14 protein-coding genes are annotated in these 25,488 nt (G+C 63.3%); 10 read left to right on the top strand and 4 right to left on the bottom strand.

From position 1 onward, the window contains the following. Positions 1 to 278: 278 nt before the first annotated feature. Entirely contained in the window at positions 279 to 2,612 is a 2,334-nt protein-coding gene (locus tag KHO30_RS25990) for a bifunctional diguanylate cyclase/phosphodiesterase (protein WP_211702746.1), read from the bottom strand. A 600-nt stretch (positions 2,613 to 3,212) separates the two neighbouring features. Here KHO30_RS25990 and bcsD point away from each other — a divergent pair. From bcsD to KHO30_RS25955, 7 genes are all read left to right on the top strand, one after another. Further along, the gene (gene bcsD / locus KHO30_RS25985; protein ID WP_200620266.1) at positions 3,213 to 3,668 is read left to right on the top strand and encodes a cellulose biosynthesis protein BcsD; all 456 of its coding nucleotides are present in this window, start codon (positions 3,213 to 3,215) and stop codon (positions 3,666 to 3,668) included. An 84-nt stretch (positions 3,669 to 3,752) separates the two neighbouring features. Further along, complete coding sequence (gene bcsP / locus KHO30_RS25980; RefSeq protein ID WP_211702745.1) at positions 3,753 to 4,742, top strand: cellulose biosynthesis protein BcsP; 990 nt, start codon at positions 3,753 to 3,755, stop codon at positions 4,740 to 4,742. Further along, entirely contained in the window at positions 4,739 to 5,527 is a 789-nt protein-coding gene (bcsQ, locus tag KHO30_RS25975; protein WP_093632896.1) for a cellulose biosynthesis protein BcsQ, read from the top strand. The genes bcsP and bcsQ overlap by 4 nt, the downstream gene beginning before the upstream one ends. Beyond that, positions 5,524 to 7,728, top strand: a complete 2,205-nt coding sequence (gene bcsA, locus KHO30_RS25970) for a UDP-forming cellulose synthase catalytic subunit (protein ID WP_093632897.1) — start codon at positions 5,524 to 5,526, stop codon at positions 7,726 to 7,728. The genes bcsQ and bcsA overlap by 4 nt, the downstream gene beginning before the upstream one ends. A gap of 3 nt (positions 7,729 to 7,731) precedes the next feature. Then, positions 7,732 to 10,293, top strand: a complete 2,562-nt coding sequence (gene bcsB / locus KHO30_RS25965; protein ID WP_211702744.1) for a cellulose biosynthesis cyclic di-GMP-binding regulatory protein BcsB — start codon at positions 7,732 to 7,734, stop codon at positions 10,291 to 10,293. A 10-nt stretch (positions 10,294 to 10,303) separates the two neighbouring features. Further along, positions 10,304 to 11,512, top strand: coding sequence for a cellulose synthase complex periplasmic endoglucanase BcsZ (gene bcsZ / locus KHO30_RS25960; RefSeq protein ID WP_211702743.1), 1,209 nt, complete (start codon positions 10,304 to 10,306; stop codon positions 11,510 to 11,512). Further along, positions 11,503 to 16,287, top strand: a complete 4,785-nt coding sequence (locus KHO30_RS25955; protein WP_211702742.1) for a cellulose synthase subunit BcsC-related outer membrane protein — start codon at positions 11,503 to 11,505, stop codon at positions 16,285 to 16,287. The genes bcsZ and KHO30_RS25955 overlap by 10 nt, the downstream gene beginning before the upstream one ends. A gap of 803 nt (positions 16,288 to 17,090) precedes the next feature. On the opposite strand, the gene KHO30_RS25950 is transcribed toward KHO30_RS25955, so the two are convergent. After that, complete coding sequence (locus tag KHO30_RS25950; RefSeq protein ID WP_093632901.1) at positions 17,091 to 18,323, bottom strand: DUF2252 domain-containing protein; 1,233 nt, start codon at positions 18,321 to 18,323, stop codon at positions 17,091 to 17,093. Positions 18,324 to 18,767: 444 nt separating this feature from the next. On the opposite strand from KHO30_RS25950, the gene KHO30_RS25945 reads away from it, so the two are divergent. Further along, on the top strand, positions 18,768 to 21,452 hold the full coding sequence (locus KHO30_RS25945) for a hybrid sensor histidine kinase/response regulator (protein WP_211702741.1): 2,685 nt from the start codon (positions 18,768 to 18,770) through the stop codon (positions 21,450 to 21,452). A gap of 36 nt (positions 21,453 to 21,488) precedes the next feature. Continuing rightward, entirely contained in the window at positions 21,489 to 22,409 is a 921-nt protein-coding gene (locus KHO30_RS25940) for a DUF72 domain-containing protein (RefSeq protein ID WP_093632903.1), read from the top strand. 62 nt (positions 22,410 to 22,471) lie between these two features. Here KHO30_RS25940 and KHO30_RS25935 read toward each other — a convergent pair whose 3' ends face one another. Continuing rightward, positions 22,472 to 23,353: an MBL fold metallo-hydrolase gene (locus KHO30_RS25935; RefSeq protein ID WP_211702740.1), complete on the bottom strand. Its 882-nt coding sequence runs from the start codon at positions 23,351 to 23,353 to the stop codon at positions 22,472 to 22,474. A 72-nt stretch (positions 23,354 to 23,425) separates the two neighbouring features. Then, positions 23,426 to 24,079 carry a glutathione S-transferase family protein gene (locus KHO30_RS25930; RefSeq protein ID WP_211702842.1) on the bottom strand — a complete coding sequence of 218 codons (654 nt, stop codon included), beginning with the start codon at positions 24,077 to 24,079 and terminating at the stop codon, positions 23,426 to 23,428. Positions 24,080 to 24,331: 252 nt separating this feature from the next. Here KHO30_RS25930 and KHO30_RS25925 point away from each other — a divergent pair, with 252 nt between their 5' ends. Continuing rightward, positions 24,332 to 25,360: an SGNH/GDSL hydrolase family protein gene (locus KHO30_RS25925; protein ID WP_211702739.1), complete on the top strand. Its 1,029-nt coding sequence runs from the start codon at positions 24,332 to 24,334 to the stop codon at positions 25,358 to 25,360. Positions 25,361 to 25,488: the final 128 nt, after the last annotated feature.

The following is a 25,488-nucleotide window of genomic DNA, read 5'->3' as shown; positions in this document are numbered from 1 at the left end:
CTTCGGCGCGCGCAGCGCCGCCGGAAGAATGACGCCCTTGTTACAAGAGCATGTAGTGGCACGAACACAGATTCCAGTCGCACCACTACCCTGAGCGAGCTGCGGGACCCGCTTAGCAGGGGCATCTAGCCGCTTTCTTTTGCCTACTTTTCTTTGCGGCGGCAAAGAAAAGTAGGTGCCGCCCCGCACAGGGGCAACGCTAATAGACCACTAACAAATCAAGGAAAGGCCAAAGCCCCAAGAACACGGCCAAATGCCGCCGCCAAAGGCAAAAAAAACTACTCACCGGCAGGCCAAGGCAACCCCACCACCGACCAATCCAACTCCACCCCAATAACCGACCGCTCAGCGGAAAACTGCACAGCCAAAGTAACCGCAACACAAGGCCGCCCACTAGCCAAAGAAAGATAAGGATTACTAGCCACAGCCACCCCAGGCAACAAAACAGCGTTACGAAAATAAGGCCGATGATCCCACCTGGCATCCTGCGGATTAGCCACAGGCTGCAACGAAGCCCCATCACCACTCCACGCGGGCCCGCGCACTTCATGCCCAACCTGCCGCCCCGAATCATCAAGAACAAAGCAACTGATACACCGCTCAAACGTAGCCAGAAAAGCAAACGCCTCACCAACGGAAACACCGGCAATCAAAGCATCGGCAGCCCGCCTCAAAGCAGCCCGATAAGGCTCAACCTCCGACTCAAACATCGCATACTGATGGGCCCTCCCCTGGGCGATCACATCGAACGCATCATCAATTCGCCTATGCACCGAATCAGGCGGCACAATCTCAGCCGCCGGCCGCCCAAGCAAAAATCCTTGCGCAAAATCCACATTCGACTCCACAGCAAGAATCAATTCCTCCGTGGTTTCCACGCCCTCAACAACAACCAGCATCCCCGCCAGGTGTAACAAAGAAACGAGCTTCGGCAAGATCGGCTGCTCGGTGCCATGACCCGTCGCGCGAATCAACTCGCCATCGAGCTTCACAAGATCCGGGCGAATCCGCAGCAACCGGTCGAGGTTCGACTGCCCCGCACCGAAATCGTCGACGGCGATCAGAAAGCCATGCTCACGGTACAAAGCCGCCACCCGCGACATGTCGTCGACGCTGCCACCATGCGATTCGAGAATCTCGAGAACCACCCGCTCAGGTTCGAGCCCCACCGCCCGCACGATCCTGGCGAGCTGGTCCGCATAGCCCTCGGCGATAAACGTCGCAGGCAGAATATTCAAGAATAGCCAGGCATCGCTCGGCAGCGACTTGCGCGCGTTGGCCAGATGCACGGCATGGCTCGCGCGATCGAGCGCGCCTTCGTCGCTGGAGGGCTTCGGCGCGAACAGCACCACGGGCGGCACCAGCGTGCCGTCGTCCTGCTCTCCTCGCAGCAAGGCCTCGAACCCCACCTGCTTCTGATGCGACAAACTGTAGAGCGGCTGGAAGTGCGAGGTCAGGGAATACTCGTCCCAGCGATGCCGCGGCACCAGCGCCCCGTCCTCCGCGAACACATCGCCGGCAAGCATCTGCAGCGGTTCGATCGGCAACGCGCGTTCGGCGCACACGCGGTTTCTGCCCGAATGCTTGGCGCGCAGCAAGGCTTCGTCGGCGCGATCGAGCAACACCATGATGTTTTCGCCGCTCCGGTGTTGAGCCACGCCGAAACTCGCGGTCAGATGGCCGTCCGGGCGCTCGAGCGCGGCAATCGCGGCGCGCAGGCGCTCGGCCAGCGCCAGTGCGCCAGTCAGGCCGTCACGCAGCAGCACGGCAAACTCCTCGCCGCCGATCCGGCTCACGCTGTCGTCCGCGGAGGTCTCTTCCATCAGCACCTGGGCGACCTGGTACAACGCATGGTCGCCAACGGCGTGGCCAAAGCGGTCGTTCAGCGATTTGAAACTGTCGATGTCGAGAAAAATCGCGCTGACCCGCGCCTCGGGCGTCATGGTTTCGAGGCGGCGCTCGGCCTGCTTCACGAACGCTCGGCGGTTTTGCAGGCCGGTCAGCGGATCGGTCGCGGCGAGCTGCGCCAGTTGGCTCTCGAGCAGAAAGTGGTTACGCCGGAACCGGTAGAAACCGAAGTGAAACACAACGGAAGTCGGCACACCGATCGCCAGGATCCACATCCACACGACGATGTCGACGTCATGCGTGCGCGGCCCACCGAACAGCAAGGCAAACGCCGCCCCATAGAAGAGCGCGCTGCCGACGAAGAAATGCAGCGGCGTGAGCCACAACGGCGCAGCGCAGACCGGAATCACCACCATGGCCGGCAGGATCCACAACAACGGCTGCTCGACGCCCGAGACGTTCAGCGCGAGACCCACCACCAGCACGAGCGAGTAAGCGACACCGATTGCACCGAAGGTCCAGGTCGAGCCGGTGCGTGGAATCGCCATCACCAGCAAGGCGAGCACCAGCGCACAGGCAAGCCGGTAGCCAAGCGGCGTTGCCGGCCCGTTGACCATGTTGCGCGCCCCCACGAGACACAGGAACGCGACAACCGTAAATGCCATCGTCACCGTCGAAAGGGGACGCTGGTGTTCCAACGATCGTCGATGGAAGCGATCGCGCAAACCGGAATCGGACAGTGGCTTCGTTGAGGTGGAAAGCATATTGATAGATATCAGGCTGGCTCCGGTTACTCTACCGATGTATAACGGCAACCGTCTGACAAATATTTATGCCCCGCCCGTAAATAGAATTCCCCCCCCGCTCAGGCAGGGCTACGCCGCCATCACGCGACACGAGAGATGCCCCGCGCATAACAGCACCGCCCTTAGCACGAGGGACTCGCCGCCCTCTCGACGGCCAATACCTGGCTCATTCCGCGCAACCCAACTCAAACCGTTGCATTTAGCACGAAACCAAAAAGCTAAAAGATCGGCGCAATCGACCGTTAATAAAATTATTGAAAACAGCTTAGCGACGGACATCCTCAGTGGAGAAGCGAACAAGGCAATTCCGGCAGCAAAAATTACGTGGCGGACAAGCATCTGCAGCAATCGTTTGCGCGTATAAAGCAGACGAATGTAAAGTGGCTAAAAGTTAATGTCTTAAGTAGACTCCTCCGAAGTGTGGCGGATAGAGCAGACGAACTCGGTAAAAGTAACCTAAGACGCGTGCAACGCGCGCCTTCCCGTAACACTTTCAGTTATTCGGCCGTCGGCACCCGTTTTGTACGCGGTTTGAGCAGCGGCTATTTCCCGGAAAACATGGTCCAAATTCTCGATTACCTGCTGGAACGCCAAATCTCGCCACAATGGCGCGGCATGCTGACCGCACTCGCGACAGAGTTCGAAGCGCAGATCGGTCGCGACGAGCTGCGTCAATTGATGTACCGGGTCGGTTGCCGGTTTGCGGCGGCGCATCAATTGCCGGCGTGCGGGTCCACCGCCGAGCTCGCTCAGGCGTTGAATCTGTACTGGCATGACATGGATTGGGGCTACGTCGAACTGTCCGACGAAGCAGACGCGCTGCGCATCGTTCATTACTGTGCGCCGCTGCAGGCGTTCGGCAACGCGGCGCTCGCGTGGACGCCGGCGTTTCTCGAAGGCGTCTATCAGACGTGGTTGAGCGCGTTGGGCGCGCAAGGCCTTTCGGTAGCGCAAACGAGCGCGTACGGCACGGACACCTCGATCGAGTTCCGGCTGGGGCGGCATTCTGTTTGAGCGGTCCGGGTAGCAGACCAGGTAAGCGAGCCAGGCGAGCGGACCGATCGGGGCAACGCAAGTCATTAAAAAGTCGGCGGCACTATGAGTTCATCTAGCGACATCGAAAAACTATTCGACCATTTTGGCGGCGACGCCAGCGCGTACCAGGAAATCGGCCGCGAAAACGAAGCGCGTTCGGCGCGCACGCGTTGGCCGCTGCTGGTGACGCTGGATCTGACACAGCCGGCGATTCCCGCGATCGGGCAACGCCGCGAGGTTGCTGGCGAGGCATTGGCGCAAGAAGCGGCGCCGGAAGTCGATCGTCAGGACATGACGCCCAAAGACGCTGCCTCGGTCACGCGCGCGAAGGCGCCGCTGTTTACCCGCTCGCATCGACGGGACATTCCGCCGGTCGCCGTCGCCGCTCAGCCTGGCGCACCGCGCGGCGCTTCACGTTTCGGCGCGTTCGAAACGAAGAGTGACGCTGCCGTACCGATCGATGCGGTGACGCCAGTGGCCGCACAGCCTGCGGCTGCCGTCGCCCAGGCACAGGTGACGCCGGTTGCCACTGCACCTATTCCCCCTGTCATGCCAGCTGTAAGTATTCCGCCGGTGGCTCAGTTCCGCACGTCGGCCATGCCTGTAGCGCAACCTACGGCGAGCATGCCGTCAGCAGCGGTGATGCCGCGCGCCGAGATCCCTGCCCTCACGCCGCGCAGCACTGCGCCGGCGCCGGTCTCCGCATCCGCGCCGACGTGGGCGCAAGCACCGGCTCCGGTCCCGGCATGGACGCAAGCTCTCGCCCAGGCGCACACGCCGGCATGGGCACCGGCGCCCGCACCCAGCTACACGACTGCGCCCGCAGCGCCGAAGCCGCCCGCGTCGATCCTCGGCAAACTGTTCGCCCCAGCATCCGAACCGACGCCGCCGCAACCCGCCGCGCCCACCGGCGAATCCGCACCGCTGCAATCGGTCTTCGACCGTCTGCGCGGCACACCCGCACAAACGGCCGCCGCGCCGGTCCGCGCTCCCAGCGTCGCCGCGCCCGCCCCCTCCAACTCGTGGCTGGTCAACGGCCCTCGTCGCTCATGAAAGTCATTGCGGTCGTGTCCGCCAAAGGCGGGGTCGGTAAAACCACCCTCGCCGCCAATCTCGCTTCCGTGCTGGCCGCCAGCGGCCGCCGCGTGATCGCGCTCGACCTCGATCCGCAAAACGCGCTGCGTCTGCATTTCGGCGTGCCGCTCGACAGCATCGACGGTTTGTCGCGCGCGACATTGACGGGCGATCCGTGGCAATCGGTCATGTTCGACGGCGTAGACGGTGTGACCGTGCTGCCCTACGGCGCCGTGCTCGAAGACGATCGCCGCCGCTTCGAAGCGTATATCGACCAGGACCCGAGGTGGCTCGCGCACTCGCTGCAAACGCTGCGGCTCGATGCGTCCGACATCGTCATCATCGATACGCCGCCGGGTTCGTCCGTGTATGTACGCGCTGCGTTGTGCGCGGCCACTTTCACGCTGAACGTAGTGCTCGCCGACGCGGCTTCCTACGCGGCCATTCCGTTGATGGAACGGCTGATTGAAGCGTACGCGGCGCCGCGCCCCGAGTTCGGGGGCGAAGGTTACGTGGTCAACCAGATCGACCAGTCGCGCCAGTTGACCAAAGACGTCCTCAAGGTCTTGCGCCAGATGCTCGGCGACAAGCTCTTCCCGGGCGTCATCCATCTTGATGAAGGGGTGAGCGAAGCGCTCGCCTGCGACACCACGCTGATTCACTACGATCCACTCAGCCAGGCGGCCGCCGATTTTCGTTCGTGCGGCAACTGGCTGATGGCGGCGGTCGATGCGATCGCCGTCTCGCCGAGGAACGTCGCATGAGTACGCCCCAGTCGCAGGACATCGAGGCCGGCGAACCGTCGCGGCTCGAACGCATCGTCGACGCGCGCTTCTGGAACAGCCGGATCGTGACCGGTCTGGTCACGCTGTTCGCGTTGATGATGCTGTACTTCGTCTTCACGGTGCCACTCGCTTTCTACGAGCAACTGACGTTCGCGACCTGCTGCTTCGTCACCGCGCTGTTGTTCCGACGCCTGCAAGGCCGTTACGCGACGATGGTGATGATCATGCTTTCGGTGGTCACGTCGGGCCGCTATATGTACTGGCGGCTCACTTCGACGACTTACTGGGAGCATCCGCTCGACGCCGCATGGGGTCTGCTGCTGGTGTCGGCCGAAGTCTATTCGACCGTCGTGCTGATGCTCGGCTACTTCCAGACCGCCTGGCCGCTCAAGCGCACGCCGATGCCGCTGCCCGCCTCGCGCGACCTGTGGCCGACCGTCGACGTCTTCATCCCGACCTACAACGAGCCGCTCGCGGTGGTGAAGCCGACCATCTACGCCGCGCTCGCGCTCGACTATCCGGCCGACAAGATCGCGATCCATGTGCTCGACGACGGCCGCCGTCCCGAGTTCAAGGCGTTCTGCGAGGAAGTCGGCGTCAACTGGACGATCCGCACGCACAACCGCCACGCGAAGGCCGGCAACATCAATGAAGCCCTGAAGATCACTCAGGGCGAGTACCTCGCGATCTTCGACTGCGATCACATTCCGACCCGCTCGTTCCTGCAGATCGGCCTCGGCTGGTTCCTGCGCGACAAGCTGCTGTCGATGCTGCAAACGCCGCACCACTTCTTCTCCGCTGATCCGTTCGAACGCAATCTCGGCACCTTCCGCAAGGTGCCGAACGAAGGCGAACTGTTTTACGGCCTCGTGCAGGACGGCAACGATCTGTGGAACGCGACCTTCTTCTGCGGCTCGTGCGCGTTGCTGCGCCGGACCATGGTCGAAGAGATCGGCGGCATCGCGGTAGAAACCGTGACCGAAGACGCACACACCGCGTTGAAGCTGCACCGCCTCGGCTACACCACGGCCTATCTGGCGATCCCGCAGGCAGCAGGTCTCGCCACCGAAAGTCTGTCCGGCCACATCGGCCAGCGGATTCGCTGGGCGCGCGGCATGACGCAGATTTTCCGGATCGACAATCCGCTGACCGGCAAGGGCCTGAAAATCGGCCAGCGGCTCTGTTATCTGAACGCGATGATGCACTTCTTCTACGGCATCCCGCGTCTGGTGTTTCTCACGGCGCCGCTGTCGTATCTGTTCTTCGGCGCACACGTGATCGAGGCCGCCGCCAGCACGATCGCGATCTACGCACTGCCGCACATGATGCATGCGAGCATCACCAACTCGCGGATGCAGCGCTCGTTCCGCCATTCGTTCTGGGCCGAAGTTTACGAATCGGTGCTGGCGTCGTACATTACCGCCCCGACGCTGCTCGCGCTGATCAACCCGAAGCTCGGCAAGTTCAACGTGACGGCCAAGGGCGGTCAGATCGAAAAGAACTACTTCGACTGGGCGATCTCGCGGCCGTATCTGTTTCTGCTGTTGCTGAACCTGATCGGCTTCGTGGTCGGCATCGTGCATATCTATCTGAACTGGCACACTCGCAGCGTGGTGCAGACGACCATCCTGAACTTGGGCTGGACCACCTACAACATGCTGATTCTCGGCGCGAGCGTGGCCGCGGCCAGCGAGCGCCGGCAGATTCGCGCGGTGCACCGCGTGGCGATGACCATGCCGGTGATGCTGAAGTTCTCGACCGGCCGCACGCTCGCCTGCGAGACCATCGACTACTCGGAAGGCGGCGTCGGCGTGGCGCTGCCGGCCAAGATCGAAGTGCCGATGCACGAAAGCGTGACCGTATCGCTGTTTCGCGGCGACGAGGAATACGCCTTCCCCGCCACCGTCGGTTTCACGGAGCCGGGCCGCGTGGGCCTGCGCTTCTCGGCAATGACGCGCGAACAGGAATACGAGTTCGTCAAGACCACGTTCGCGCGCGCCGACGCATGGACCGGCTGGGCCGAAGGGCGTCAGCAGGACACACCGTTGCGCGGTCTGACGCATGTGCTGACGGTCGGCGCACGCGGCATCGTGGGGCTCTTCGAGCATCTCTATGCCGACCTTCGAAGCTCGATGAAAAGCCGTCCGGTGGACGTCAAGAAGCTAAAAACCAAAGACTGATCAATGGGCAACAGGATGGCGAAGGGACACGTCGAACGCTCGAATCACGGGCGCAATGGGATGGAAACGGAGGCACGCCTTTTTGGGCGCCCTCGCTCAAAACGGCTGATGCGCGGGCTTGCCTGCTGGCTCGCGTTGCAAACCGCGTTGACGGCGCCACTGGCTTCGGCAGCTGAAGTGGCCGCAGCGGCCATGAGCGGCGCGAGTGCGTCGCAAGCGTCGCCGGCGGCAGGCGCCCCAGGCGCGGCGGCTGCGCGCGTCGCCACCGGCGTGGGCAGTGTGCCCGCGCCGAGCGCGGCCGTCCTCTACGATCCGAACGCGCTCGCGCAAGCGCAACTGGCCACGCCAACGCCGGCACTCGCTGCTTCGTCGGTGAAAGCCTTGGGGATCAAAACGCCGACCACCGCCGAACCGGGCACGCTGGTGCCGGGCGGCCGCCGTCAAACGCTCACGTTCGCCGACCTCGGCGCGCGCGATCCGCTGCAACTGCGCGGCACCGACGGCCAGAACGGCGTCGCGTTCTCCGTGCGCGGCGACGAAGTGGTGACCGGCGCGATCCTGCATCTGGTCTACAGCTACTCGCCGGCGCTGCTCGCGAATATTTCCCAGCTGAAAGTGCTGGTGAACGGCGAAGTCGCCGCGACGCTGCCGGTGCCGCACGAACAGGCCGGCATGCTGGTGGCGCGCGACGTCTCGATCGATCCGCGCTTCATCACCGAATTCAACCATCTGAACGTGCAGTTGATCGGTCATTACACGACCAGTTGCGAGGACCCGGCGAATTCGTCGCTGTGGGCCACCGTCAGCAATGCGAGTTCGCTCGATCTGACCTACGCGTCGCTCGCCAGCAAGCCGGATCTCGCCGCCCTGCCGCAGCCGTTCTTCGACCGCCGCGACGTGCGCCGTCTCGAGCTGCCCTTCGTGTTCCCGCAAAAACCCGGCGCCGCGACGCTCGAAGCGGGCGGCATCGTCGCATCCTGGTTCGGCGCGCTCGCCGGCTATCGCGGCGCGGTGTTTCCGGCGCAACTGGATAACGCGCCGCTGTCGGGCAACGCCGTCGTGTTCGCGACCGACGACCAGCGCCCGGCCGGCGTAACAATTCCTGCGATTTCCGGCCCGACGATCGCGGTGGTGGATCGCGAAGCGCCGGCGCGCGGCAAGCTGCTACTCGTGCTCGGCCGCACCGAGGCCGAACTGAAAACTGCCGCCAAAGCGCTCGGCATCGGCCAGAACACGCTCACCGGCCCGAGCGCGACGATCACGCAGTTGAATGAACTCATGCAGCGTGCGCCGTACGATGCGCCGAACTGGCTGCCGACTAACCGTCCGGTGCGTTTCGGCGAACTCACCGATCCGCGCGACCTGACGGTGTCCGGCTATGACGCCGACGCCGTGCGCGTGAATCTTCGCGTGCCGCCGGATCTGTTCATGTGGCACACCAAGGGCGCGCCGATCGATTTGCGCTACCGCTATACGGTGCGTCCGCTGCGGGACCGTTCGTCGCTGAACGTCAGCGTCAACGACGGCTTCGTGCAGGCGCTGCCGATTCCGGCCGAGTCGGCCTCGGTGTTCGAGTTGGGCCATTACTTCGAGCGCGTGTTGCCGGACAAGACTGCCGAAGCGCGTCGCACCGTGCATATTCCGCCGCTGCTGCTGACGCCGCGCGCGCAGGTGCGCCTGCATTTCTTCTACGACATTCCGAACACCGGCGAATGCCACGGCCGTCTGCTGGAAAACGTGGTCGGCGCCATCGATCCGAACTCGACTATCGACCTCTCGTCGTTCCCGCATTACATGGCGCTGCCCGATCTCGCGGCATTCGCCAATAGCGGCTTCCCGTTCACGCGGATGGCCGATCTCTCCGAGACCGCGGTGGTCTTGCCGAACGAGGCCGATTCGAGCGACTACAGCCTGTTTCTGCTGACCATGGGCCGCATGGGCGCATCGACGGGTTATCCGGTGAATGGCGTCACCGTCGGCACGGCCGACGACGTCGACAAGTACGCCAACAAGGACCTGCTGATTTTCGGCGCGCCGGGCAAGCAACCGCTGCTGCAACGCTGGGCCAAGTCGATGCCGTTCTCCAGCGACGGCGATTCGCGCACCTTCGCGCTCTCGGACGTGGTCTTCAAGCTCGAGGATTGGTGGCATGGCGAACGCGGCGTCGAACGCTCGCCGGCACGCGCCGACCTGACGCTCGTGAGCTCGAGCGGCGATGCGCTCCTGACCGGTTTCGAATCGCCGCTGCAGAAGAACCGCAGCGCCGTCGCGCTGGTGAGCGCGGCCGGCCAGTCGGACGCCGATCTGTCCGCCGCCCTGCTCGACGCCGACGTGCTGCAGGAAATTCAAGGCGCGATGGCCGTGGTCCACGGCCGCACCGTCACCATCACGTCGAACGGCGAAGCGTACTATGTCGGCCATTTGTCGCCGCAGGAGTATCTGCGCTGGGCGCTGTCGTCGCATCCGCTGTTGCTGATGCTGGGCGGCGTGCTCGCCGCGCTGATCATCGCCGGCCTGTTCTACCGGACGCTGCGCTCGATCGCCGCGCGCCGCCTAAAGGACTGATAGGACTGATATGCGGGTTCGAAACATCAAGACACACGTGGCGCTGACGCTCGGGCTTGGCTTTGGCCTTGCCCTTGCGGCGGCCACGTGCTTTGCCAATATCACCAAGGTGGCGCAGACCACTTCGGCACCCGGCCAAACGGGTCCGTGCAATACCGACTGGCCGGCGTACCGCATTTTCGTCGAGCACTTCGTGCAGGCCGACGGCCGCGTGATCGACTACTCCTCGCCGCAGTTGAAGACCACCTCCGAAGGTCAGTCATACGGCCTGTTCTTCGCGCTGGTCGCGAACGACCGCGCGACCTTCGACCGGCTCCTGAACTGGACCCGCACCAATCTCGCGGGCAATCAGTTCGATGCGCAAAACGTGCAGCTGCCGTCGTGGCTCTGGGGCAAGAAGCCGGATGGCTCGTTCGGCGTGCTCGATCCGAATTCCGCATCCGACTCCGACCTGTGGATCGCCTACGATCTGCTGCAAGCCGGCCGCCTGTGGCATGAGGCGAGTTATACGCAACTCGGCGAGGCGCTCGCCGCGCAGATCGCACGCCAGGAAATGACCACGCTGCCGGGTGTCGGCCCGATGCTGCTGCCCGGCCCGCAAGGCTTCAAGAATGGTGGCGTGACGCGCCTGAATCCGAGCTATCTGCCCTTGCCGGTGCTGCGCGCGCTCGCCAAAGACATGCCGAACGGCCCATGGGCCAAGCTCGCCGACAGCGCCTACAAGCTGATCAAGACGACGGCGCCGCAAGGTTTCGCGCCCGACTGGGCGGCGTGGCAGAACGGCCAGTTCGTAGTCGATCCGAAAGAAGGCGACACCGGCAGCTACGACGCGATCCGCGTCTATCTGTGGGCCGGACTCACCTCGCCCGCCGACCCGCTCGCCAAACCCTGGCTCGCGGCGCTCGGCGGCATGCGCGCGAAGGTTGCGCAAAGCGGCATTCCGCCCGAGAAGGTTTCGTCGACCACCGGTACGGCGAGCGGCGAAGGACCGTTGAGCTACTGGGGCGCGCTCGCGCCGTACTTCAAGGCGCTCAATGACGAGCGCGGCCTCGGTCTCGCGCGCACCCATCTCGCCGTGCTCGACACCAATGTGCCGGGCCGTGAACCTGTTTATTACGATCGTGTGCTGGGCTTGTTCGGCACCGGATTCATCGACGGCCACTATCGTTTCGACGAAGCCGGCCGTCTCGTGCCGAGTTGGAGAAATGCATGCGATTGAGCGCCCTCGCGTTTTCATTGCGGTTCGCGCTGAGCCTCACGGCCGTCTGCTGCGTGGCGACGGCTTCGCCTGACGCATTGGCGCAGGCGTCGAAAGACCCCTTGAACGTGCTGATCGATCAGGGCAAGTACTGGCAATCGCATCATCGCGGCGACCTCGCCGAGCAGGCGTGGCAGAAAGTGTTGCGCATCGATCCGAAGCAACCCGATGCGCTCTACGGCATGGGCATGGTGCTCGCCGACCGCAAGGACGGCGCCGGCGCGCAGCAATATCTGGCGCGTCTGAAAGCGGTCGCGCCGAACTATCCGAACCTGGACGAACTGGGCCGGCGCCTCGGCGAATCGAGTCTGCGTGACCAAACGGTCAACGATGCGCGGCGGCTCGCGCAAAGCGGTCAAAGCGCGAGCGCGGTAGAGGAGTATCAGCGCGCGTTGAACGGCAAGCCGGCCACACCCGCACTGCAACTCGAGTATTACCAGGCACTCTCCGCCACGCCGCAAGGCTGGGACCAGGCGCGCCGCGGCCTCGAACAGCTCGCACGCGATAACCCCGACGACCCGCGCTACGCCCTCGCCTACGCACAGCATCTGACGTATCGCGATACGACGCGCCGCGACGGTATCGCGCGGCTGCAGAAGCTTGCCGGCGACAGCACGGTCGGCGCGTCGGCGAAAAAGAGCTGGCGCCAGGCCTTGCTGTGGCTCGACGCACGGCCGTCGGACGCCGCAATGTACGAAGCGTATCTGCAAGGCGCAACCGACGACGCCGCGGTCAAGGCGCGCTTCGAGTCGATGGTTCAGCAGGACAAGGTGGCCCGCGATCGCGCCCAGGAAAATGCCGCCGTCGACGCCCGCGGCCGCACGATCGCCGACGGTTTCGCCGCGCTCGATCGCGGCGACCTCGGCACGGCACGCGCGAAGTTTTCGTCAGTACTGGCGAATAGTCCGAACGACACCGACGCGCTCGGCGGCATGGGTATCGCCGCGTTGAAGCAGGAAAAATTCGCCGAAGCTCGCAACTATCTGGAACGCGCGTCGCGCAACGGCAATCCGGCGCGCTGGAAAACCGCGCTCGATAGCGCGACCTACTGGACCTATACCAGCGACGCCATCGGCGCGCGCAGCAATGGCGAGTTCGCGAAGGCGAAGTCGCTGTTCGAACGCGCGATCGCGCTGAATCCGTCCGACGTCACCGCGCAGGTGCTGCTCGGCGAGATGCTGCTCACGAACGGCGACCCGGTCGGCGCCGAACAGGCCTACCGGATGGCGCTGCGCCGCCAGGCCGACAATCCCGATGCGATTCGCGGCCTCGTCGGTTCGCTCGCCGCGCAAGGCCGTGGCGACGAAGCGCTGCAATTCGCCAATCAATTGAACAGCGAACAACAATCGAAGGCCGGCGGCATCAACCGTCTGCGTGGCGAAGCACAGGCCGCGCAGGCACGCGCGGCCGAAGCGCGCGGCGATCTCGGCAGCGCGCGCAGCCTGTTCGAAGACGCGTTGCTGAACGATCCTGACGATCCCTGGCTGCGCCTCGACCTCGCGCGTATTTACGTGCGCCAGGGCGCGGTTGCGAATGCCCGCAGCATGATGGACGGATTGCTCGCCGCGCATCCCGACATGACTGACGCGCTGTATGCGAGTGCGTTGTTGTCGGCGGAAACGCAGGACTGGACGGCCGGTCTCGCGCAACTCGAACGGATTCCAGCCGCGCAGCGCACTGACGCGATGACCACCTTGCAGCATCGCCTGTGGGTGCATCAGCAGGCCGATCTCGCGACGCGGATGGCGCGCAACGGTCAGTCGCAACAAGCGCTGGCAACCTTGCACGCCGCCGAACCGGTTGCCGGCAACAATCCCGAACTGATCGGCGTGATCGCTGCCGCGTATCAGCAGGCGGGCGACCCGAATCGCGCGTTGGGCCTCGTGCGCAGCGCGATGAACGCGGCGCCTGGCAACACCGATTTGCTGCTGCAATACGCGGGTATTCTCTCCGCCACGCAGCAGGAAGCCGAACTCGGCATGGTGATGCGACGCCTCGCAGCGATGCAGTTGACGCCGCAGCAGCGCACGGATTTCGGCAATCTGAATCTGGGCATCGTCATCAAGCAATGCGACGCGGTGCGTCAGCGCGGCGATCTCGCCAGCGCCTACGACGTGATCGCGCCGTGGCTCGCGGCGATGCCCGACAATCCCGATCTGCAAGCCGCCCTCGGCCGCCTCTATTCGAGCGCCGGCGACGACCGCAACGCGCTCGCCAGTTACCGCGTCGCGTTGCAGCGCAAACCCGACGACCTGAACCTGCTGCAAGCGACGATCTCCGCGGCATCTGGCGCGAAACAGTTTAGCTATGCCGAATCGCTCGCCAATCAGGCGCTTGCAGCGGCGCCGAACGACCCCGGCGTGCTGGCGACGGTCGGCCGCATGTATCGCGCCGAAGGCAAGCTGTCGCTCGCGTCGACTTATCTGCAACGCTCGTTGATCGCGGCCAATACGCCGCTGATGGCCAACGGGCCGCGCGCCAATGCGGCGAGCAACGTGCCGCGTGGCTGGGAGGTCGCGATGCGCCGGATCGGCGCGACGCCGCTGCCGGGCACCAATCCTTTCGAAGGTAAAACCGCAACGATCTCGCCGACCGACGCCGACAACGCCGCGCTCGCAGGTGGCGGCTCCAATGCCGCGCGTGCATCGCTCCCGTACTCGCAGTCCTCCTTGCCGTCCCAGACCGTGCCGAACTATCCGCCGCCCTCGCAGCCCGCGCCGTACGTGGTGCCCTATACGGCGCCTGCTCAGCCGTATGCGCCGAACGCCGCGCCTACCGCCGTTCCCTATAACGCGCCACGTCCCGGCACCAACGCGGATGGCTACGGCCAGGAGACCAACGGGTCGAGCCAGTCCGGCGCGCCGTTGCAGCCATATCCGGGGCAAGGGCAGGCGCAGATGCAGCAGGCGCAGCAGCAGCAGCAGTACAACCCGGCGTATCCGCAGCAATCCGGTTACCCGCAACAAGGTGGATATCCACAACAGGCGCAATATCAGCAGCAGGCGCCCTATCCGCAGCAGCCGGACGGTTATGCGACCACGCCGTGGCCGATGTCGCCTGCGGCACGCGATGCGCAGGCCAATGCCGGTTCGATGCAGCAACCGCGTTATACGAATTCGGCCACGAGCACGAAACGCTCGACCAGCAAGAAGCAAAGCGCGTCGAAGAGCAACCGCAACGCGCAAGCCTATGCGCAGGCGCCGTATGGGCAGCAACAAGCTTATCCGCAGCAGCAACAGCCCTACTACGGCCAGCAGCCTTACCCGCAGCAACAACAGGGATACGCGCAGCAGGGTTACGCACAGCAGCCTTACCAACCGGTGCCGCCGCAACAGGCCTACGGTCAGCAGTCTTATCAGCCGTATCCGAATCAGGGCTCGGGGTATTACGCGCAGCAACAGCAGCCGTATATTCCGCAGCCGCCGACTGGTTACGCGCAGGCGTACTACCCGCAACAACCTGGCGCGAACGGTAACGGCGGCACTTACCCGCAACCGAACGTCGCCAACACGCAGACGCTCGGCGTGGCCGAAGAACTGGCGCAGGTCAATCGCGAGCAGTCGAGCACCGTGTCGGGCGGGGTCGTGTTCCGCAATCGCACGGGCGAGGACGGCCTGTCGACGTTGACCGATATCGAAGCGCCGGTTCAGGGGCGCATCAAGGCCGGCAACGGCCACATCGTCGTGACGGCGACGCCGGTAACGCTGGATGCCGGCACGGCCGCGGGCAGTGAATCGACGCTCGCGCGATTCGGCGCGGGACTCTCCAATAGCACGTCTGCTGCGGCGGCGGTGGCGGGCACCAACACCTATGGCAGCCAGACCGCCAGCGGCGTGGGCTTGTCAATCGGCTACGAAGGCCGCAGCTTCAACGGCGACGTTGGTGTGACACCGCTGGGTTTCCCCGAGAAGAACATCGTGGGCGGCTTGCAATACAACGGCGCCATTACCGACAAGGTGTCGTATTCGCTGGCCATCGCTCGCCGCGCGGTGACGGACAGCTTGCTGTCCTATGCTGGCGCGCGCGATTCGGGCTCCGGCCTCGAGTGGGGCGGCGTCACCTCCAACGGCGGCCTCGCCAGCCTTGCATGGGATGACGGCACCAACGGCCTGTATGTGAACGCCGCGTACCAGCACTACATGGGCTATCACGTCGCGAGCAATAACGCATACAAAGGTGGCGGCGGTGTCTACACGCGCGTTTACAAGGATGCCGATCAGACGCTCACTGTCGGTGTGAACACGACGCTGATGACCTATAACAGGAACCTCTCGTACTTCACTTATGGTCAGGGCGGGTACTTCAGTCCGCAGCAGTACATGATTCTGAATTTGCCGGTGGAGTGGACTGGGCGCAATGGTCAGTTTACTTATGACGTGAAGGGGTCGATCGGCGTGCAGCATTACCGGCAGGATGCATCGGATTACTTCCCGCTCGACGGCACGCTCCAGACCAATGCGGCGGCGGAAGCCAAGACCCTCGGTTCGGGGTTGGATAGTGGTGCGCAGTATCCGGGGCAGAGTAAGACTGGGGTTTCTTATTCGCTTAGCGCTGTGGGGGAGTATCAACTGGCGCCGCAGTTGGCGTTTGGGGCTACCGCTTCGCTCGGCAATGCTTATGAGTATCGCGAGTGGCTCGCGGCTGTTTATTTGAGGTATAGCTTTAGTAAGCAGACTGGGTTGCAGCCGTTTCCGCCTACGCCGGTCAGTTCGCCTTATTTGTCTTTGTCTAACTAGCTGGGGGTTTTTGCCTGCGCGGCGCTTTTTGGCCGTGTTCCTGGGGCTTTGGCCTTTCCTTGTTTTGTTGGTGGTCTATTAGCGTTCCCCCTGTGCGGGGGGGCACCTACTTTTCTTTGCCGCCGCAAAGAAAAGTAGGCAAAAGAAAGCGGCTAGAAACCCCTGCTAAGCGGGTCCCGCAGCTCGCTCACGGTAGTGGTGCATCTGGAATCTGTGTTCGTGCCCATGCATAGGCTTGTGACAAGGGCGTCATACTTCCGGCGGCGCTGCGCGCGCCGAAGAGCCGCTCATAAAACCACTCACTACGTTTTGACGCCTACGCCTCGCCAACAGGTCGTGGCTCGTCCTTGCATTGCCACCGTAGCCGTGACCGTGATTGCGGGGCACCGACAAACATTTGAAGTGGGGGTTTCCGGAGTGAGTGCAGGGCGCGTCGCCGAGGCGAAGCCGACGGCCCCCACTGCGCGCAACCGAAGCCGGTGGTTTCCCATGCAGACCCGTCCGCGACGCACGCAGTGCGGAGTGGGAGCTGATGACTCCTTTGTCACTAACGCCGAATGTGAGAGAACACGGATTCCAGATGCACCACTACCCGTAGCAGACCGCGGTGCCCGCTTAGCAGGGGCTTCTAGCCGCTTTCTTTGCTTATCTTTCTTTGCGGCGGCAAAGAAAGTAAGTGCCGCCCCGCACAGGGGCAACACTAATAGACCACTAACAAATCAAGGAAAGGCACCAAAGCCAGAACAAGGAAAGCCCAAAGCCCCAGGACCACGGCCAATGCCGCCGCAAAAGGCAAAAACCAGTCACTTAATGCCCCCCTCAGTGGCATACCGTCGACAATGCTCCAAATACCCCACAGCATGACTACTAACCAACTCTAAAATACTTTTCCAAAGCCACCCCGGCGCATCGAGGGTTTTCGACCGATTCCTCCGCAACTCCGCAAGCCAGGCCGCGCGCTCAAGCGCATCCATTTGCCTCGCATGCGCCTTCCCCACCACCAACGCAAGAAAGCGCGCAGCTTTCATCGCCTCGTCCTGAGTCAACTGCTCAATCGTCAACTTCATATCCTGCGGCAGCAGCTCCCGTATAACAACAGCGCGATCCGATAACCGCGCCGCCCGCATCCGCTCGCCCAGCGAGGGCGACAAATGCCGTGCCCCCTCCACCACCCGCTCGGCGTTATCCCGCGGCATGCGCACTCGGGGATAACGCGGCGCGGCTGCCTGCGCGGCTTCCTTGATGTCGATCAGGCACAGGTCGTCGCCATCCACCGCGGCGCCGTCGATGTCCAGCAACACCGCATACCGCAACCGCCCCAGCGAACTGCACCCCTTCACCCAGTACGCCGCGTCGAGCACCTCGACATCGGCGTCGTCACCGCCGCCACGCAACACCGTCGCGAGCCGCGCCAGCGAACCCTTCTCGAACAGCGCCTCGATCTCGCGCCGCTCGCTCTTCGCCAGCGGCCAGAAGCGCGGGCCAAGTGGAATGGTCGGCTCGAGATCCTCAATCCGCTCTTCCGCCAGATGACGCCACGACCGGCGCACCGCCTCCTTCATCACCACCCTCACCGCCTCCGGCTTCTCGGCATGAATATCGGCATCGCCGGCCGCCTCGTCGAAGGCGCGCTCGTAACCGTCCGCCAACGCTTCCATCATGTGCACCGTAGTCAGTCCAGGCAGGTTCGAACCGCGCGCGGCCGTCGCCAGCGACAGCCCAAGGCGGATCAGGTCGTGCGCAGGATTGCCAATCACCGTCTGGTCAAGGTCGCGAATCAGGATCTCGACACGCCCTTCTGCATCGGCGACCGGTCCGAGATTGCCGGTGTGGCAATCGCCGCAGATCCAGATCGCCGGACCTTCAGGCAAGGTGTGGCTCTCCATCCCGTCGAGCCATTCGTAGAACTTGCTCGTGTTGCCGCGCACATAGGCGTGCGCCGAACGCGCCATTCTGGCGTTACGGCGCGTGGTCAATATCGCCTGCCGTACGTCCGGCTTGGGCAGCTTGTTTCGTGTGATGTTTTTCCTTGCCATCGTGTGGTCCGCGTTTATAGAAGTTCGAATCCGGCATGGCGCTCAACCCCCACCATGCGCCCGTTGGCATAAGCGAAGAAGAGCGGGCAGCACGAAACACGCCTGATGCCCTAAGCGCACCATTCACGCCGCACTAAAGCCTAGACATCCAGTCAAAAACCGGCGACACGTGCGCTTCTTTCCGGATCACGCGCACTGACTCGATCAACGCAGGTAAAAGTTGCGAGGCGGTTCGCGCCGATTGTTCGGCTAAACCCGCAGAGCCCCTTCTGTTATGTCATCAGGCGAGCGTTGTAGCCTACAATTATTGCTGCCGCGTGGCCGCTTCGCGCCCGCTGTGCACGGCAGAAGATTCATCCCGCCTCCTGCTGAACATTCACGCGCGCCATGAGCGCCGGCAGAGTGGGGACACATTCATTGACGTGACCTCTGTGGAGCGCAGCAATGCCATTCCCGGCACAAGACCATGGTTGCCCCGGCTGGAACGGGGAAATGGCGCGACGCATCAGCGAATTCGACTGGGCCGCCACCGACCTCGGTGCGATAGAAAACTGGCAGCGCAGTCTGACCGCCACCGTTCAGATGCTGCTCGCCTCGCCCGTGCCCCTCGTGCTTCTGTGGGGCAAACCCGGTTACATGATCTACAACGACGCCTACGCGATATTCGCGGGCGGACGGCATCCGTATCTGCTCGGCTGTCCGGTCGAACACGGCTGGCCGGAAGTCGCCGATTTCAACCGTCACGTGATGACGACGTGTCTCGCTGGCGGCACCCTGTCGTATCGCGACAAGGAGCTCGTTCTGCTGCGCGACGGTAAGCCCGAAGAGGTCTGGATGGACCTTTACTACAGCCCCGTTGCCGACGACAGCGGCGCACCCGCGGGCGTCCTCGCGATGGTCGTCGAAACCACCACGCGCGTACTCACCGAACGCTGGCGGCAACATGCCGAGGCTGAGCTGCGCGAAACCAACGAACGGCTGCAACTCGCGCTCAATACCGGCGCGGTGCTCGGCACATGGGTGCTCGATGCACGCACCGGCACCGTCACCGGCGACGAACGTTTCGCGCGTACCTTTGCATTTCCGTTGGAACAGGCCGCGAAAGGCCTTGAACGCAACGCCGCGACACAAGTGATCCATCCTGACGACCAACCGCTCAACGACCGCCTGACGGCCGAAGCGATCCGCACCGGCAAGCCGTTTCGCGCCGAATACCGGATTCGCCGCCCCGATGGCGAGTACATGTGGGTGCAGGCAAACGGCCAGTGCGAGTTCGACGAACAGGGGGAGCCGACGCGCTTTCCCGGCGTGCTGATCGACATCCATGAACGCAAGATCGCAGAACAATCGCTGCGCCAGTTGACCGAAACGCTCGAACAACGCGTTGCCGATGAAGTCGCGGCACGGGCAATCGCCGAAGAACAGTTGCGCCAGGCCCAGAAGATGGAAGCGATCGGCAGCCTCACAGGCGGCGTCGCGCACGACTTCAACAATGTCCTGCAAGTGATCAACGGCAACCTGCAGATGCTCGTCGCCGATGCCGGTGAGAGTCCGACCACGCTGCGGCGTTTGTCCGCTGCGACGGATGCCGTCAAACGCGGCGCGAAACTGGCCGCGCATCTGCTCGCCTTCGCGCGCCGCCAGCCGCTCTCGCCTACCGTGCTGAATCCGCGCCGCCTGCTTGCCGGCATGAGCGAGATGCTGCATCGCGCGCTCGGCGAGACCGTCAAGATCGAAACGGTGTTGAGCGACGACCTGTGGAATGTGCAGGCCGATCGCAATCAACTCGAAAACGCCCTGCTCAATCTTGCAATCAATGCGCGCGACGCGATGCAAGCCGACGGCACGCTCACCGTGCGCGCGACGAACCGCGTGCTGGACCCTGCGTTTTGCCGCGGCAAACCGGAACTCTCGCCGGGCGAGTACGTGGTGTTCTCGGTAAACGACACGGGCACCGGCATGAAACCCGAGATCCTGGAGCGCGTGTTCGAACCGTTCTTCACGACCAAGCCCGACGGCCACGGCACGGGCCTCGGCTTAAGCATGGTGTTCGGCTTCGTCAGGCAAAGCGGCGGCCATACGGTGATCGACAGCGAAGTGGGCCGCGGCACCACCGTCTCGCTGTTTTTCCCGCGCTGCTGCGAGCCGGAAACAGTCGAAGCCGTCGATCAGACTTCGGCGCCGGTGGGCGGCGGCGAAACGATTCTGGTGGTCGAAGACGATGCGGATGTGCGCCTGACCGCCGTCGAAATGCTCGCGCAACTCGGCTATAAAGTGCTGACTGCATCGAGTGGCGACGCGGCGCTCGAATTCATCGACAGCGACGTGCCGATCGATCTGCTGTTTACCGATGTCGTGATGCCCGGCCAGGTGAAAAGCGTGGAACTGGCGCAGCGTGCTGCGGCGCGCTCGCCCATGGTGCCGACGCTCTTCACCTCGGGCTATACGCGCGACGAGATCGTCCATCACGGCAAGCTCGACGCCGGCATCACGTTGCTGTCCAAGCCTTATAGACGTGACGATCTCGCGCGCAAGGTGCGCAGCGTGTTGCGCGGCGCCGGCGTCGCCAGCGTGAGCGAGGGGCAGATTTCACCCTGCGTGCCGCGTACGGTCTACGATCCTGCCGGTGCAACTGAAGCGTCCAACCCGCGCGAAAGCCTGCACGCGCCTGCCCCTTCGGGTGAAAAACCGCTCGCCCACACCCCGGCGAATTCGCTAGCGGATCGCCTGGCAAATCCGTCGTTGCACCAACCTGGCACGCCGGCTCGCGTGCTGCTGGTCGAAGACGACGCCGATTCGCGCGACGCACTCTGCGATCTGCTCGGCGCGCTGGGGCTAGACTGCACCGCGGTCGGAAGCGCCGAAGAAGCGCTGCCGCTCGTGCCCCTGCAACGTTTCGACGTCCTGTTCACGGACCTGACCTTGCCCGGCATGTCCGGCGACAACCTCGCGCGCGCGGTGCTGGGTCAGCAGCCGGACATCCGCGTGTTGCTGGTATCGGGTTATGGGGAGAACGCCGATATCGGCGACACCATTCCAGGCGCACGGATGCTCGGCAAGCCGCTCGATATCTCGCAGCTGCGGCGCGAACTCGCGGAGTGGCTCGATCACACGGAGGCGGCTTCCTAGGCTCGCCCGTGCGCGGCAACCACCACGTTGACTCCGATGGACATCCTCTGCGGCACCGCAGGCTGGACCGACAAAACGCTGATCGCCTGCAAGCGGTTTTACCCACCCGGCAGCAGCAGCGCTGAAGCCCGGCTGCGCTTTTACGCATCGCAGTTTCCGTTGGTCGAAGTCGATTCGGCCTACTATGCGATGCCGTCGGCAAGCAACGCGCAGTTGTGGACCGAACGCACGCCGGAAGACTTCACGTTCAACTTCAAGGCGTTCCGGCTGTTTACCGGGCATCAGACTTCGCCCGACGTTTTGCCGAAAGACATTGCAATGGCGCTGCCGGAAGGCATCACGGGTCCGCGCAAGAAAAACGTCTACTACCGCGACATGCCTGCCGAGATCCTCGATGAACTGTGGCGGCGCTATCTGGAAGCACTGGAACCGTTGCGCGCAAGCGGCCGGCTCGGCGCGGTGCTGTTCCAGTTCGCGCCGTGGATCACCCGCGCGCCGGATGGTCTCGCGCTCGTGGAAGAATGCCGGGCGCGCATGGCGGGCTACATGATGGCCGCCGAGTTTCGCAATCAGTCCTGGTTCGACGATCAGCACGCGCCATGGACGCTCGACTTTCTGCGCGAGCGCAGCCTCGTCCACGTGATCGTCGACGCACCGCCTGATGTGACGAACCGCGTGCACACCGTATGGGAAGCAACCCATCCTCAACTCGCGATGGTGCGTCTGCACGGCCGCAATACGCAGGCATGGAGCGCAACGGGCGCGGCAAGCGCGGCCGATCGCTTCGACTACGACTACAGCGACGACGAGCTGACCGGACTGGCCCCCTCGATCCGCGCAATCGCGACGCGGGCCGGCCGTACCCACGTCATCTTCAATAACTGTTTCGAGGACCAGGGGCAGCGCAACGCGCGGACGCTAATGAGCATCCTGAGGGCGGACGCGAAGCCGCTTTGAGCCAGTCGTCGGTTCGACCAGGCATCGGGCAGCGCCACGCTTCGCAACTTGTCGGGAAAGTCTCAGTCCGCCTTTACCGCATCGAGAAACGTCCGCAGTTCGCGCTGCATAGCCGGTGCATCCAGAACGACACTTCCGCCATGTCCGGCGAATACGCCACTAAAGCTTTCGTGAACGAGCCGCTCGAGGGAGCGAAGCTGGGTGGGCCAGTCGTACCAGCAAAAGTCGCGAAACGCATGCAAAGCGCGCTTTTCGAAATCCCAACTCAGTGAGTCTCCGGAGAAAAGCGCTTGGTTGACGAGGAACATAACACTTCCCCGTGTATGCCCCGCCACCGGAATGACCCGAACGCCCGGCAACATCTCATGCGCCTGATCACCTGTGACGAAGTCAGTGACCAACGGAGCCCCATCGGCGTCGTTTGCATGGATCCAGACGCGGGCGCCAAAGCGCTTCGCATAGAGGCCCGCGTCCGCGACATCGTCGCGGTGGGTCAGCAGGATGTGATCCAATCCTCCGGCTTCCGCGATCCAGCGCTCGAGGTGGCCGGACCAGCGCGGCCCGTCGATCATCAGACGCAGGCCGCCTGCAAGCGTGAAGTAGCTGTGAGCGCCGTACGAAGAGCGGGCGTTATATCCGAGCCGCCACACGCCGGGCGCCATGACTTGCGGGAAGAGGCCTGCCGGCATCTTCAAACCTTTTGGCGCCCGAACGGCTGCCGCCGGACAGAGAAGCACGCCTCGCCACGCATCTTCTGTTTCCTGTTCGCTGGCAGGCTGGTGAGCAAACGCCGAAGCACCGTTTCGCTCGATGAACAGATTGGGAGCGGCCGTTCGAACCGCGCCGCAGTTGAAGCACGCTGCACTTACGTGCCAATGATCATCGACATCATCTTTGTCCTCCGCCATAGCGCGCTCCTGGCTGATATTGGGCAGACGGTTCAAAGATAGCATCTTTGCCCGATTGAGAATTGCGGGGCGTTTAGTTGGCCCTCGCGATGACACGGCCGACCTTCATCAGCCGGCCGGTTGCTGGCCAGTGAAAACCGCCAATTGCGCGGCGAAAGCACGTTTGTAGGTGGGCCGCGCTTCACCGTGGGCAACATAGGCGGAGAGGTTCGGATATTCGTCCAGCAGCCCCGATGCTTTCAACCTGAGTAGTACGGACACCATAAGCAGGTCGCCCGCGCTGAACGCACCATCGAGCCAGTCGGCGTTGCCAAGGCGATTGGAAAGCTCGCCCAGCCGGTCACGGATGCGATCCTTGACGAGCGGCAGGCGCTCGTCGTACCAGCTCTTGTCTCCCTCCAGGAATTTAGCGGTTTGGAGATCGAGGATCGGCGGCTCAACCGTGTTGAGCGCGGCAAACATCCATGCGATCGCGCGTGCGCGGGCATCCGCATCGTCAGGTAGCAGGCCTGCGTGGCGCTCTGCGATATGAAACACGATCGCCCCCGACTCGAACAGGACCAGCGCGCCTTCTTCATAGGTCGGGATCTGCCCAAAAGGATGAAGCGCGCGATGCGCGGGTTCCTTCATCGCATCGAATGAAACAAGACGAACCTCGTAAGCCTGGCCGACTTCTTCAAGCGCCCAGCGAATACGCGTGTCACGCGCCAGTCCGCTGCCACGATCGGGCGAGCGCTCAAAAGCGGTGATAACGGGGGTCAGTGGAAGGGGCACGGTGATTTCTCCTTTGCTGGATATCTCGTTGAGTGCCGGATATGCAATTCCGGCGCTCACCTACTCGACGTTTGAGATAGGGCTAAATCGACATTGCGAGAACGCGTCATCCCGCTGCGTGGCTCGCCGCGAGCGGCATCTTTATTGCTACCCCAGAAGTGCTGTTAAGAGAACGATATGCAGGCTGGCGCTACGTCCGCCACATAGGGCAACCGCCCGTTCAATCTGTGGGGAGGCGCTATGCAGGGAAGCAAAGACACGGTACGTGCTGTAATTCTTGCCACGATGATGTCGCTATTGACAGCATGCGGCGGCGGTGGAGGCGGAGGCAGCTCGAGTAATGGCAGTGGCACAGCCACGCCGCCGGGCGGCGTCAAATTGCAAGTAGTCTCATTCGGCGACAGCCTGTCGGACGTCGGGACCTATGCGCCGCTCGCGAGCGCGGTGGGTGGCGGGCGTTTCACCACCAATCCGGGCCAGGTCTGGACCCAGAACGTCGCGCAATATTACGGCGGCACGCTAAGCGCCGCATTTACGATCGACATCACGCATAAGCTGAGTGCGCAAAACGGTCTCGGCTATGCCGAGGGCGGCTCCACCGTGGCGACGCCGGCAAACCAGAACGACTTTCTTACGAACGTGATCGGCAATGTCGAAATGCCGGTCAATCAGCAGGTTTCGAGCTATCTGGCCACGCACGGGAGTTTCAATTCCGGTCAACTGGTTCTGGTTTGGGCCGGCGCGAACGACGTGCTTCGCGCCGGTTCGCTGCCGGCGGCGGCGCCGACGGTACAAACGGCGGCAACCACCCTCGCTCAGCTTGTCGGGCAGATCGTTCAGAACGGCGCCACGCATGTGGTGGTGATCAATGTTCCGAATGTCGGTCTGTCGCCCAAAGGCCTCGCCGCGGCCGACGGCGGGGCCAATCTGACCCAACTATCGCAACTCTTCAACCAGGACCTGAACGCTGCCTTGCAGGCCGATGGCCTGCAAGGCAAGGTCATCCAGATCGATTCCTATACATGGGTAGACCAGATCATTGCGAACTTTCAGGCTAATGGCTTCGTCGTGGCAAATACCGGTCAGGCCTGCGACCCCAAGAAAACGCCGGATGACACGGCATTGCTGTGCTCACCGGCGACCTATGTGACGGCCAATGCCGATCAGACGTACATGTTCGCCGACGATCTTCATCCGACGACGCATCTGCATGCGCTATTCGCCCAGTTCGTCGAACAGCAGATCGCCAGCAGCGGTCTGGGTCACTGAGCCTTCAGAACGATGACGACTTGCCGACGTAAGGCTTTCCCGATAAATTCCGGCGACTTGCGCTTCGTCTGGCGTGTGATACGTTAGTGTTAGGGATGTTCGTGTAGGTGCGCGGCACGAACGACCCC

Source organism: Paraburkholderia aspalathi, from assembly GCF_905220735.1.
Classification (GTDB): Bacteria; Pseudomonadota; Gammaproteobacteria; order Burkholderiales; family Burkholderiaceae; genus Paraburkholderia; species Paraburkholderia aspalathi.
This window is presented reverse-complemented; position numbering and strand designations above follow the sequence as displayed.

Excerpts from the sequence above, each read along its gene's own strand:
- bcsD (WP_200620266.1), top strand. The coding sequence starts at position 3,213 with ATGGTCCAAATTCTCGATTACCTGCTGGAACGCCAAATCTCGCCACAA.
- bcsQ (WP_093632896.1), top strand. The coding sequence starts at position 4,739 with ATGAAAGTCATTGCGGTCGTGTCCGCCAAAGGCGGGGTCGGTAAAACC.
- bcsB (WP_211702744.1), top strand. The coding sequence starts at position 7,732 with ATGGGCAACAGGATGGCGAAGGGACACGTCGAACGCTCGAATCACGGG.
- KHO30_RS25940 (WP_093632903.1), top strand. The coding sequence starts at position 21,489 with ATGGACATCCTCTGCGGCACCGCAGGCTGGACCGACAAAACGCTGATC.
- KHO30_RS25945 (WP_211702741.1), top strand. The coding sequence starts at position 18,768 with ATGCCATTCCCGGCACAAGACCATGGTTGCCCCGGCTGGAACGGGGAA.
- KHO30_RS25925 (WP_211702739.1), top strand. The coding sequence starts at position 24,332 with ATGCAGGGAAGCAAAGACACGGTACGTGCTGTAATTCTTGCCACGATG.
- bcsA (WP_093632897.1), top strand. The coding sequence starts at position 5,524 with ATGAGTACGCCCCAGTCGCAGGACATCGAGGCCGGCGAACCGTCGCGG.
- bcsZ (WP_211702743.1), top strand. The coding sequence starts at position 10,304 with ATGCGGGTTCGAAACATCAAGACACACGTGGCGCTGACGCTCGGGCTT.
- KHO30_RS25950 (WP_093632901.1), bottom strand. The coding sequence starts at position 18,323 with ATGGCAAGGAAAAACATCACACGAAACAAGCTGCCCAAGCCGGACGTA.
- KHO30_RS25990 (WP_211702746.1), bottom strand. The coding sequence starts at position 2,612 with ATGCTTTCCACCTCAACGAAGCCACTGTCCGATTCCGGTTTGCGCGAT.
- bcsP (WP_211702745.1), top strand. The coding sequence starts at position 3,753 with ATGAGTTCATCTAGCGACATCGAAAAACTATTCGACCATTTTGGCGGC.
- KHO30_RS25955 (WP_211702742.1), top strand. The coding sequence starts at position 11,503 with ATGCGATTGAGCGCCCTCGCGTTTTCATTGCGGTTCGCGCTGAGCCTC.